Origin of the sequence: Brasilonema octagenarum UFV-OR1, assembly GCF_963888615.1 — a bacterium.
In the GTDB taxonomy this organism is placed as follows: Bacteria; Cyanobacteriota; Cyanobacteriia; order Cyanobacteriales; family Nostocaceae; genus Brasilonema; species Brasilonema sennae.
Map to the genome: position 1 here is coordinate 25,329 of NZ_CAWPKW010000302.1, position 11,314 is coordinate 36,642.

Here is an 11,314-nt window from a genome sequence, read left to right on the forward strand (position 1 = left end):
GGCGCGATTAGACGCGCGCAACGAATGAAACAAACACGATTTCCCTGTTAAGCGTTCGGGTGTTAAGCGTTCCCTGTGTTTTTTGAGAGTAGGAAATGGATTCAAATGAAACCGCTCCCACGGTGCTATAACTGCACCAATCCCTGGTAAATGAGCTAATCCACCGGTAGTTGTGCAAAAATCTTTGAACAAATACTCAATGCAAGTCCTTTGATCAACCAAAAAGCCTACGGCAGTGACTCACTACCAAGGCATAAAGTTCCTGTTGCTAAGAGATTGTTATCTAGGCAACAAATTGATCTTTGATAACTGTTGACTGTTGACTGTTTCAACTGGAGAATTTGGTTTTAATAAAACGGGTGCGATCGCTGAACACAATCTCTTTATAAAGTTAAGCTTAATTCAATTTGTTTATGAAGTTAAGTTCAATTTGTTTATGAAGTTAAAGTTAATTCAATTTGTTTATGAAGTTAAGCTTAATTCAACTGAACTGTAGTTCTACGGATAGATGCGGGACTATCTGCGGAGCGATTTTTTCGCACTGGCTCACGCCATATGCCTCAACGCGCTTAACCCCTTCGGGGAGAACCTATGCCTCTGTCGGGAAACCCTCATCAAGCACTGGTCTCACCGCGCACGGCAGTGGCTCCCCTAAGTAATATTTTTTTACGAAAGTAGTGATATGAATCGCTTACCCCCTCGTCAAAATCGAGTCTAATTGTAGAGACCTAAAAGTCAAAGGATATAACAAGGGAATAATGTTTACGGAACTTTTTTTGGTAATCATAAAGTTTCTTGGCTCAATTCCGGAATCATTCCAACTCAACTTGTAGTTGTGTATCAGTTGGATTTGATTGAACACCAAACCTCAGCTAAATTTATATTTCTCATAAAATTCCGAAAAACTACTATGAACGACTTTCTGGCAATTCAATTTAAATTCAACACTCGTAGCTTGCTAAAGTTTGGTTTGCTTTCGTTAGCGCTATTGCTCCCAGTTGGAACTTATACTCAGGCAAATGCAAACTCAGTTCCAAAGGAAAAAGTTGAGGTGATATCGATTCCACGTGAGGAAGCATACTTTATAGAGAAGAAACAACCAACTTCTTCTGGTAGTCAGACTGATTCACAAGATGGAAACAATTCAGGCAATGGCACTACGCCACATGTTCCCAAGCGCCAGGAAAATTTACAGGGTTTAGCAGGAACAACGAATCCTGTTTACAAGAAGAAACAATCTCAACTAGCGTATCCCAAACAATAACTAGGGTAGTTGTTAAAAGCATATCTTCAAAAAGTACATCGCATTAAGGTTAGATATAGTTCCGGTAATCTCGAATCAGCAATCATCAATAAATGAATGCTATATCCACTCTGTCTTTCAAAGGTACGAGATTTTATAGTGGATCGCATTCAGTTTGGCAAGACATAATCCGCAGCCAAGTTAATCCAGTGATTTGTCGGTTAACGTATGGCATTTGTTTCTTGCAACATTTTGATGAGTTGAAACTAATAGCAGCTTGCGGGAAGTGCAATAAATACGCAAGAATATCAGACTTAGTAAAGTCACCAAAGCGATCATTAAAACTGTTCCATACGCCTTAGTATGCCACCATAGTCGCGTCACCATAGCTGTACTGAGTCGTATCGGCTCCCACAAGGGAGGAGTTAACTTGTTTGAATCATGAATGGTAACAACTAAGGACGTTGCTCTATTAACCATTGCCATTTTCATTACTCCTTCAACAGCCAAAGCGAGTTACTCAACTTTATGAAAAATTGTACGGCAAGCCTATACATTTAGTGTACATTATAGGCAATATCTCATAGCTGGCTGAAAAAAGCAAGATAAACATGCTCGTTGCAACATGTTGATGCTCCCCACCCTCAGTTATCACCTGAGGGTGGGGAGCATCAATTTCTTATACACCTTATATCCCAATACGGTTCGGATAAGCAATTTGAGTTTACAAACGCTCGTTGGGAAAACGTTAAAGGGCAAGGGTTAAACTTTGTGGGAAGCACCCTATGGCTAACGCCACGCCTTACGGCTATCGGGAACGCCCGTCGCCTCTGTCGGGAAAGCCGTCATTCGCGCGCTTATTCACCTTTCCCCCTTACCCTTTACCCCTTAACCGAAGCGTATTGGCAGGGATGCGAATATAAACCTATTTTCTAAATTAGAACCTCAAACCCACTCCACCTTGTAACGAGAAAGCTGTACCACCATCACGGACAGCATCAAAAGCTATGACAGCGTTACCAAAAATCACAGTATTGCTATTTGGGACAACGTAATCAATTCCTGGTTGCAGGGCAAACCCGATTTTATTACCAACAGGGGAAGGTGTATCACCGCCAGCCAGAACAACTCCAGCTCCTATGTAAGCATCGGTTTGCCAGTTGAGGGGGTAGTCGTAGGAAACTGTTGGGACAAGAGCGACATTTGAACCAATGAAAGCCTGAGCGCGAAAAGAAACAGGAACTTTAAGAAGCTTGTAGCGAGCAGCAATCACTCCTCCAACTCGGGCACCATCTGCAAAACCAACCGCAGGACCTACACCGACATAGCTACCATATGCCACTTGAGCTTGTGCTGGTTGGGTGAATTGAGCAAAACTTAAAAGTGAACTAGCTAAAACAACTGATACGAAGTACTTGATCAGACGCTTCATTTCCTCGCTCCTAACAAAATTCCTAAGCTAAATTATTGTAAGTTTTATGGCTTTAGTATGATTAATTTACGGACAACGAGGATGAATACCTCCTTGAGTGCAAATGTAAGCTATTTGCTTGGGATCTAAATTTTTGACTTTACTGAAATCGACTCCCTCCACAACTGCAGATTGCACCCCTAACGCTGGGGTTTGCACAAATTGCTCTGTTTGATTTTGTTTGCTAGAGGTAAGAATTGCTCCTTGAAAATCAGCTCCTGCCAGATTCGCCCCTTGTAAATCTGCAAAGCTCAAGTCAGCATTTCGCAAGTTGGCATTTTCCATATTTGCTGAGCGCAAAATTGCCTTAGTCAGGCGAGTGGCATTCAGGTTAGCATCTTTGAGATTGGCATGATCAAAATAAGCTCCTGTAAGGTCTGCTCCTTGCCAATCGGTTTTGGTTAAGTTGGCGAATGAGAATTGTGTTCCTACTGCAATCACGCGACCTAGACGAGCAGCATATAAATCCGCGTCTTTGAGTTGTGCATCGCTCAAGTCGGCTCCAGTCAGACTCACATTTTCCAAAACAGCACCCTCCAAATCGGCTCCCTCTAGCTGAGCGCTACTGAGGTTAGCAGCAGTTAAGCGTGCGTTGGATAAGTTAGCTTTATTGAGAATGGCACGGCTCAAATCAGTCCGGACCATCAGGACACGACTGAGGTTAGCTTCAGTAAGATTTGCTTGCCTCATCCGTGCTTGGCTTAAATCAGCAATCCAATCATCGTAGGTATCCCATCGACCATCCTCGCCCACTCCCCGGAAGCGACTCCCCTTAAAACTGCCAAAGGATAGGTTCGCGGATTTGAACTTAATTCCCCATAAATCTTTTTTATCTAATACCAAGTTGAAGTAGCTCTGCTCAGAACCGTTTTGACTTAGGGAGACATTGCTGAGATCCAAGCCATTGGTTTGACCGTTGTAGACAGCTAAAATCTTACTAATTGCATATTGGTTTGCTTGTAACTGCTTTTCTAGCACTTCTGGTGGTAAAGCTTTGCTACCTTTTACAGGCTCTAACTCCCCAGTCAGAAACTGATTCATGCGTTTTAAATTGGGGATGGCATTGGGTCCAACGTTTACCAAAGCTTGCTGAATCGTTTGAAGTAAAATCGGGTCAGTTTCCTTAGACAGCAAATCAACTAGGTATTGGGTTGATTGTGCGTCATTAAGAGTACCCATAGCTAAAATTGCTTTCTGGCGTTGGTTGTTTGTAGCAGTAGAATTAGGATTTAAGTCTTTGATTAGTGCCAGAAACTGCTGATTATTGCTCTGTTCGGTAACTTGCTGATTTCGCAGTATTTTAACGTAAATTTGAGTACCAACTAAAATCGCTAAGGCCGCACTCATGCAAAAAAATGCGACTCCTACCACTGTATAATTTGGATTTTGCGGTATTCCCTGCCGTTGCTTAGATTGCTGGCGAGGCAATTCTTGTGTGATCACAATTGATGCGATCGCATCTTCTTCGTCTTTTTCGCTCTCAAATGACTGACTTCCCTGACCATCGCCTTGGGACTGCACTGTCAAAGGTGTACTGTCATCTACAGTATAAGTGCCTGCAAGTGTGTTGTGCAGTGCGCGACGGTCTTGCTGCCAAGGCAAACCTTTGGCTTCTAACACAAGCATGATAACCGCCAAGCTAGCAAAACCGCCTAAGCTGGGAAATAAAAAGCTGTTGCGCCAGAGAAAATAAGCGACGGACATAGGCAAACCCCAACGACCAAGTCCTTCTCGCACCAAAACGGCTTTGAAACCGGGTGGCTTACCTTCAGCGTTGACAACTTTTATTCCAAATCGATGTTTCGCCGGTGTGGCACCAGTTTTCGCTAGTAAATACAACTGAGCGCCTGAAACTGTCAGGGGTGCGAGCAAGGCTATTGTCCATAACAAGTTTGTGGGTGATGCTACGTTCCTAGTACCATAGCTGATAGGCAAAGCTAATGGAGAGGCGATCGCACGTTCTGTTTGTACTAACAAAGGGTTGAGTGGCACTCGATCCAAATCGCTTCTAGAATTGGCATACGCACCTATCCCAAAGGGCACCAATCCACTGGCAACAACCAGTGTAATTTCTACAGCCCAAGCAGCAATGCGCCTAGTCGCTAAGGGCAATGAATTGGTTTTTGTCGGTTCTTTGCTTCGACTAGATTGATCACTTGTCTTCACACTTGGGGTTGCCATTGGATAATTCCCTTTAATTTTATTGATACGCCACTAGGCGTGCACGTTTAAAAATAAACTACTGCTGATTAACAGAGTTATTGGATACTAAGAATTTGTATCCTACGTACACCAAGATTGCCAACAGTGCCAGACTGATCACAGCAGCGACGAGTTTAAGTACTGCTTGTAGTATGGCTAAGCCCAATAACAAACCTACACCAGAAAATACAAGCTTTTGCACTCCTGAGAGATTGTTGAAAAAGGTTACAAATCGCACAAAATTATAGTACAAACTTGTAAAACCAGACTGAGAGGACTTTACTAATTTTTGTGACTGTGGAACTATCACTCTGGAGGTATTCATTTCTGCCTCTACCTTTTGGAGGCGACTTTTTAAGTCTTCTTCTGGAGGATTCATTTGTTTCTACTTTAGCTTAAACACTTAATGAACAACGAACCAGCCAAATCTCTTTGTTGGCGGTTGTCTTAGTGATTTTAGTGAATATTTTTGTTCTAAAGACTGCTCTTGGTAGTCAAAAATCAAGTTTTTAACGTCAGCTTTACTTATAAATTCTCATTTTTCTTAATATTTAACCATATAATTATTTTTCCCAAAAGAAAACTTTATACAGTTCACTTAGAAACAAAGACAGATTGTTATCGTCACTTAATTTTAAAATATTATGTATCAAATTTTTCTTGATCAAAAGTCGGGAGCATAACAAGAAATATGAAGATGCCTGAGCGATTTCAAATTGTTCCCGCAGCACTAACGATGAGCTTAGTTTTCACCAATGCTCATTTGGCTGAGGCGCAAGTTGTGCAAATTACTTCTAGTTTGCAGCCAGATCCGCTGATTGTGAATGGTACGTCCGGCGGAGCAGTTTCAAGTAAGTGTGGTAACATTGCGACTAAACCCAATCAAGTGATACAGGTCAAAGAATCACTACCCTATCTGCGGTTAACAGTTGAAACTGGGGGACAACCAACTCTATTAATTCATGGTCCAGGAGGACACTTTTGTGTGTTGGCAGATAAGTACTCTGGGGGCAAGCCCGAAATCTCTGGTTATTGGCAGGCGGGAAATTACTCTTTATATGTAGGAGAATTATCTAGAGGACAGTATAACTATACTCTATCAATTTCGCAACAAAAGATACCTAAAAAATAACCAAGAGTTCAGAATCGTAAGTAGCCTTACTCTGGCTAATATATCTTGACCTAAATCGTTGGTACCAAACGGATGTTCCCAACTAGGAGGACGGGAGGATAGGGCAAAGTCAATAAAGAAACTTTTTGACACGAAGCCTCTTTGACTTCGAGCATTGGTGCAAGAGCAGTACGTTGTACTTCTTGGCTAATGCCATTTCCACGGAGAATAATTGAAGCACGTGACTGAAGAAAATCTCGTACTGCTGGACAACCAAGGGATGGCATCAGTTCTGCCAATACAGGAAGAAATGCTACATTCAATTTGTCTAGAGATGGTCTCAAAGTTTGATTCAAGTCTGGAACGTTAGTAAAATTTTTCACTCCAAGCTTTTGCCAAGTTTGAAAATCAGCTTGCTGGATTTGCTTTCCGGCTTCTATCTGTCCTCGAAAAAAAACTGCAACTGTATCGGGTTGGAGATTATAAGTTATTGCCTGCTGCTGTATTTTTGTTATTAGTTCTTGTTCTCGTTGACGATCTTCAATAGGGCGTTTCTGATTCCATTTCCAGCGAGCAACATCATGAGCAATCATCAACCTCTGCTGCATGAGTTGAAGCAATTTGTTAATTTGTACCTGTTGGCGTGCAGCTACATTATTTACGAAACTGAGTTGTGGTTGTGGATTTTGAGAGAGCAAATGATATTTTAAGTACCCAGTAACTAGTGCACTGCTGAAGAACAGTCCAAGGAAAATCAGAGTTGTTTGCAACAGGACACCCTTTCGGGAATGATTTGCTGTCATCGCTGGTACCAGAAATTGATGATGAACTACCCTGTTGTCCTATCCTCGGTTGAGAGCGGAGTTTCCGCAATCTCTTTCGAGGTGGACTGAAATTTTTGACTCGGTAGTTGGAATGTGAAGTACCCCATCTTGCCTATGCCTGACGACACGCTGCGCGTTCGCCGCAAGGTGCGCCATTTCAATTATTTTAGCTGCAAGCCATCATAGAAATTCATAGCAAAATCAAATCTTGTCATTTGGGAGACAAGTATCGAAAACTTCTGTCTGTTGAGGAATTGACGAGCAAGAATTTTGAGTTAAATTTTGTTAAGATTGGATTCAATATAATTACTTCTGCCTTATCTATCTATTCCCTACCTTGGAGACACCTCATGCTGCGACTGGAACATATCAGTAAAATTTACCCCACAGGCGAAGTTCTCAAGGATGTCAACTGGGAAGTCAAAGCTGGCGATCGCATTGGTTTAGTCGGTGTCAATGGTGCCGGAAAATCCACCCAACTCAAAATTATCACAGGGGAAACTGAACCCACGTCTGGCGAAATCATTCGTCCTGCCAGCTTACACATAGCTTATCTCAATCAAGAGTTTGAAGTCGAACCAACTCGCACTGTTAGAGAAGAATTTTGGACGGTATTTAAAGAAGCTAATGCTGTGCAGCTGTCTTTAGCCCAGGTGATGCGAGAGATGGAAAGCGCGACTCCAGAGGAACTGGATAAACTGATTAATAAGTTAGATCGCTTACAACGGCAGTTTGAAGCATTAGATGGCTACATCTTGGACACACGGATTGGGAAGATTTTACCAGAGATGGGGTTTGGGCTAGAAGATGGCGATCGCCTTGTGAGTGCTTTTAGTGGCGGTTGGCAAATGCGAATGGGTTTGGGCAAAATTCTGTTGCAAGAACCTGACTTATTACTATTAGACGAGCCAACAAACCATTTAGACTTAGAAACCATTGAGTGGTTAGAAAATTATCTCAAGGGGCTGAATACCCCAATGGTGATAGTTTCCCATGACCGTGAGTTCCTTGACCGATTGTGTACCCAAATTGTGGAAACAGAACGCGGTGTTTCCTCCAGCTATCTTGGCAACTACTCAGCATATCTACAACAAAAAGCTGAAAATCAAACAGCGCAACTTTCGGCTTACGAACGCCAGCAAAAAGAATTAGATAAGCAACAAGCTTTTGTTGATAGGTTCCGCGCAAGTGCGACTCGCAGTACCCAGGCAAAAAGCCGAGAAAAACAACTGGAAAAAATTGAACGCATCGAAGCACCGACAGATGATTTAAGAACGCTACACTTTCGTTTTCCTCCTGCACCCCGTAGTGGACGTGAGGTGGTGAATATCAAGAATTTAACTCACATCTATGATGATAAGATTTTGTTTTTGGGTGGAAATCTTTTCATAGAAAAGGGCGATCGCATTGCCTTTATTGCTCCTAATGGTGCAGGCAAATCCACTTTGTTACGCCTGATCATGGGTGTTGAACAACCCACAGAAGGAGCAGTGACATTGGGTGAACACAATGTTCTCCCTGGATACTTTGAACAAAACCAAGCTGAAGCTTTGGATTTGAAAAAAACTGTTATGGAAACTATCCATGACGAAGTTCCTGATTGGAAAAATGAAGAAGTTCGCACTCTTTTAGGAAAATTTCTGTTCAGCGGTGACACTGTGTTCAAAGCAGTGGCGGCATTAAGTGGAGGTGAAAAAGCACGTCTTGCCTTAGCAAAAATGCTGTTACAACCAGCCAATTTATTAATACTGGATGAGCCTACCAACCATTTAGACATTCCAGCAAAAGAAATGTTGGAAGATGCTATTCAAAACTATGATGGCACAGTACTTGTTGTTTCTCATGACCGTTATTTCATTTCCAAGGTAGCAAACAAAATTGTGGAAATCAGGGAAGGAGATTTCCGCGTCTACTTAGGAGATTACCACTATTACTTAGATAAAATAGCAGAGGAAAAAGAAGAAGCAAAATTAGCAGCAATTGCTGCTGAAAAAGCTGCCAAAAAAGCTGCTAAAGCAGCAAAAAGTGGCACAAAAAAGAAATGATATGTATGTTTAGCACTCCAAAGTCATTCATGAGAATTTCTATTTGTGTCTGAGATTTGTGTAGTTTGTGATCGCCTGCAATTAGCTGGGCGTTTGCCCGAATCGTGCGGCGAACAGCGTAGCAATCGTCCTAGTTGCACAAAAAGTTTTCATTCGCTTTGCGACCAGGGCGATCAGACGCAAAGCGACACCCTGCTTTAAGCGCCTCTCTTAAAAATTCCGCAATTCAAATAGGATTACTGTAGATAGTCCAGCAATCCAAACATCACAATAAATTACCAAAGATAAACAAAGTTTAAGAATTGTCTAAAAGCCCACAGTTATGCAAAAAAAGTAGGTCATAAGCAGAAATTCACTTGCGGCTGCTAATAGCAATGGTATCATTCGAGTATTACAAAAAGTAAAGGGCAGTTTTACTATGACCAAGGCACCTATTGCTCCCGTGGTGCTAGTCATTTTAGACGGATGGGGCTACTGCGAGGAGAGTCATGGAAACGCTATTGCTGTTGCAAACACTCCGGTGATGGATAGCTTATGGGCGGCTTATCCCCACACCCTCATCCGAACATCAGGGAAAGCGGTGGGGTTACCAGAAGGTCAAATGGGCAACTCGGAAGTTGGTCATTTGAACATAGGCGCTGGTAGAATTGTCCCCCAAGAATTAGTACGGATCTCAGACGCAGTAGAGGACGGTTCCATTCTCAGAAATCCAGCACTTGTGAACATTTGCCAGGAAGTGTATCGTCGAAATGGCAAGTTGCATCTGGTTGGGCTAACTTCTGAGGGTGGAGTGCATTCGCACATCACTCATCTATTCGGACTACTTGACTTAGCAAAGATTCAGGGAATATCCCAAGTTTGCATACACGCCATTACTGATGGGCGTGACACCACTCCCACTGAAGGGGTGAAAGCATTGGGGCTTCTTCAAGACTATATCGACCGTATAGGCGTCGGGCGCATAGTCACAGTTAGCGGTCGCTATTATGCGATGGATCGCGATCGCCGTTGGGATCGAGTTAAACGCGCTTACGACGTGATGACGCAGGATGGACCAGGAAATGGTCTAAAGGCTGTGGAAGTCCTACAAGCATCGTATGCAGAACGTTTGACGGACGAATTCGTGCTCCCAGTCAGAATAGCACCTGGAGCTATCGAACCAGGAGACGGAGTCATCTTTTTTAACTTCCGCCCCGACAGATCAAGACAACTAAGCCAAGCTTTAGTCAATCCAGAATTTAACGGTTTTGAAAGACAGCAAATCACCCCACTGTCTTTTGTTACCTTTACACAGTATGACCCAGAATTACGAGTTGGGGTTGCTTTTGAACCGCAAAATTTGAGTAATATTCTTGGGGAAGTCATTTCCAAGCATGATTTAAAGCAGCTTCGGACAGCAGAAACAGAAAAATACGCTCACGTCACTTACTTCTTCAATGGGGGTCTAGAAGAACCTTTTGAAGGAGAAGACCGACTATTGATAAGCTCTCCGATGGTGCCAACTTATGATAGTGCTCCTGCAATGTCAGCACAAGCAGTGACAGACGTGGCGATCGCAGCAATTGAAAAGCGCGTATACTCGCTTGTTGTCATCAACTATGCCAACCCAGACATGGTAGGACACACAGGTAACATCCAAGCGACTGTTAAAGCCGTTGAGACAGTTGACCAGTGTTTGGGTCGCCTACTCTCCGGTATTGGTAAAGTCGGCGGGACAACAATTATAACTGCTGACCACGGCAACGCCGAGCATATGCTAGATAGTAACGGGAATCCCTGGACAGCGCACACGACTAACTTAGTTCCCCTGATTTTAGTGGAAGGTGAAAAAGCCAAAATTCCAGGACATGGTACAGATGTCGCCTTGCGGAGTGATGGTAAGCTATCCGACATTGCACCGACAATTTTGGATATTCTACAACTACCTCAACCAACAGAAATGACAGGGCGATCGCTACTGCAAAACGCCGAGTATGACGTGCAACTTTCTCGCACTCCTGTACAACTGGCGATGTAAACTACCTACACTGACCCTGACAGTGTAGGCTTTCAGTAGCCCGTTAGAGTCTGTACTGAGATTAAGTTGAGTCGATGGGTCGTATTGTCCACCGCACCTCTAAGTTAGATCCGAGCGTGCGCATTTGTGTGCACTCGGCTCCCGATGTTCTAGGGTTTTTCCCTTGGCTCATGTGGATATAATCGTGACAGCTTTCATGTACCGCTAGAAGGTTTTTAGTTTTCCAATTGTTATGATTGCCGTCGATGTGGTGTAAGTGTGCTCGTTCTTCACGCTCGCATCTTTAACCCACAATGACCCTTCGGGTATCTCTATAGCCCTGCCTTGCCCGCACTCGCGTTCGGAGACGCTACTTTGTAAGTCCCAAAGGGACACGCTTACGCGTATCTCCTGCACAGACG

General features: G+C 43.2%; 9 protein-coding genes and 1 pseudogene. 4 read left to right on the top strand and 6 right to left on the bottom strand.

Going from position 1 to position 11,314, the window contains the following annotated elements; genetic code table 11:
• Positions 1–910: 910 nt before the first annotated feature.
• Positions 911–1,264, top strand: coding sequence for a hypothetical protein (locus tag AC5590_RS26445; protein ID WP_169266319.1), 354 nt, complete (start codon positions 911–913; stop codon positions 1,262–1,264).
• 180 nt (positions 1,265–1,444) lie between these two features.
• Here the strand turns inward: AC5590_RS26445 and AC5590_RS26450 are convergent, their stop codons facing one another.
• The 4 genes from AC5590_RS26450 to AC5590_RS26465 form a co-directional block, all read right to left on the bottom strand.
• Positions 1,445–1,729 (bottom strand): hypothetical protein, encoded by a 285-nt coding sequence (locus AC5590_RS26450; protein ID WP_169266320.1) that lies wholly within the window; start codon positions 1,727–1,729, stop codon positions 1,445–1,447.
• A 451-nt stretch (positions 1,730–2,180) separates the two neighbouring features.
• On the bottom strand, positions 2,181–2,675 hold the full coding sequence (locus AC5590_RS26455; RefSeq protein WP_169266321.1) for a hypothetical protein: 495 nt from the start codon (positions 2,673–2,675) through the stop codon (positions 2,181–2,183).
• Positions 2,676–2,741: 66 nt separating this feature from the next.
• Positions 2,742–4,895: a pentapeptide repeat-containing protein gene (locus AC5590_RS26460; RefSeq protein WP_169266322.1), complete on the bottom strand. Its 2,154-nt coding sequence runs from the start codon at positions 4,893–4,895 to the stop codon at positions 2,742–2,744.
• 58 nt (positions 4,896–4,953) lie between these two features.
• Positions 4,954–5,295: a hypothetical protein gene (locus AC5590_RS26465; protein WP_169266323.1), complete on the bottom strand. Its 342-nt coding sequence runs from the start codon at positions 5,293–5,295 to the stop codon at positions 4,954–4,956.
• Between the two features lie 312 nt (positions 5,296–5,607).
• Here AC5590_RS26465 and AC5590_RS26470 point away from each other — a divergent pair, with 312 nt between their 5' ends.
• Complete coding sequence (locus AC5590_RS26470; RefSeq protein ID WP_169266324.1) at positions 5,608–6,048, top strand: hypothetical protein; 441 nt, start codon at positions 5,608–5,610, stop codon at positions 6,046–6,048.
• 50 nt (positions 6,049–6,098) lie between these two features.
• Here AC5590_RS26470 and aroQ read toward each other — a convergent pair whose 3' ends face one another.
• Positions 6,099–6,830: a gamma subclass chorismate mutase AroQ gene (aroQ, locus tag AC5590_RS26475; RefSeq protein ID WP_169266325.1), complete on the bottom strand. Its 732-nt coding sequence runs from the start codon at positions 6,828–6,830 to the stop codon at positions 6,099–6,101.
• 371 nt (positions 6,831–7,201) lie between these two features.
• Between aroQ and AC5590_RS26480 the strand changes: the two genes are divergently transcribed.
• Together AC5590_RS26480 and gpmI are read left to right on the top strand one after the other, a co-directional pair.
• Positions 7,202–8,896, top strand: a complete 1,695-nt coding sequence (locus AC5590_RS26480; protein ID WP_169266326.1) for an ABC-F family ATP-binding cassette domain-containing protein — start codon at positions 7,202–7,204, stop codon at positions 8,894–8,896.
• Between the two features lie 418 nt (positions 8,897–9,314).
• The gene (gene gpmI, locus AC5590_RS26485) at positions 9,315–10,913 is read left to right on the top strand and encodes a 2,3-bisphosphoglycerate-independent phosphoglycerate mutase (RefSeq protein ID WP_169266327.1); all 1,599 of its coding nucleotides are present in this window, start codon (positions 9,315–9,317) and stop codon (positions 10,911–10,913) included.
• A 163-nt stretch (positions 10,914–11,076) separates the two neighbouring features.
• On the opposite strand, the pseudogene AC5590_RS26490 reads toward gpmI, so the two are convergent.
• Positions 11,077–11,212, bottom strand: a pseudogene (locus AC5590_RS26490) (HNH endonuclease); the annotation flags it as partial.
• Between the last annotated feature and the right edge of the window lie 102 nt (positions 11,213–11,314).

What these genes read in the sequence shown, in the direction of transcription:
- gpmI (WP_169266327.1), top strand. Translation starts at nt 9,315, where the DNA reads ATGACCAAGGCACCTATTGCTCCCGTGGTGCTAGTCATTTTAGACGGA.
- AC5590_RS26445 (WP_169266319.1), top strand. Translation starts at nt 911, where the DNA reads ATGAACGACTTTCTGGCAATTCAATTTAAATTCAACACTCGTAGCTTG.
- AC5590_RS26460 (WP_169266322.1), bottom strand. Translation starts at nt 4,895, where the DNA reads ATGGCAACCCCAAGTGTGAAGACAAGTGATCAATCTAGTCGAAGCAAA.
- AC5590_RS26455 (WP_169266321.1), bottom strand. Translation starts at nt 2,675, where the DNA reads ATGAAGCGTCTGATCAAGTACTTCGTATCAGTTGTTTTAGCTAGTTCA.
- AC5590_RS26465 (WP_169266323.1), bottom strand. Translation starts at nt 5,295, where the DNA reads ATGAATCCTCCAGAAGAAGACTTAAAAAGTCGCCTCCAAAAGGTAGAG.
- aroQ (WP_169266325.1), bottom strand. Translation starts at nt 6,830, where the DNA reads ATGACAGCAAATCATTCCCGAAAGGGTGTCCTGTTGCAAACAACTCTG.
- AC5590_RS26450 (WP_169266320.1), bottom strand. Translation starts at nt 1,729, where the DNA reads ATGGCAATGGTTAATAGAGCAACGTCCTTAGTTGTTACCATTCATGAT.
- AC5590_RS26470 (WP_169266324.1), top strand. Translation starts at nt 5,608, where the DNA reads ATGAAGATGCCTGAGCGATTTCAAATTGTTCCCGCAGCACTAACGATG.
- AC5590_RS26480 (WP_169266326.1), top strand. Translation starts at nt 7,202, where the DNA reads ATGCTGCGACTGGAACATATCAGTAAAATTTACCCCACAGGCGAAGTT.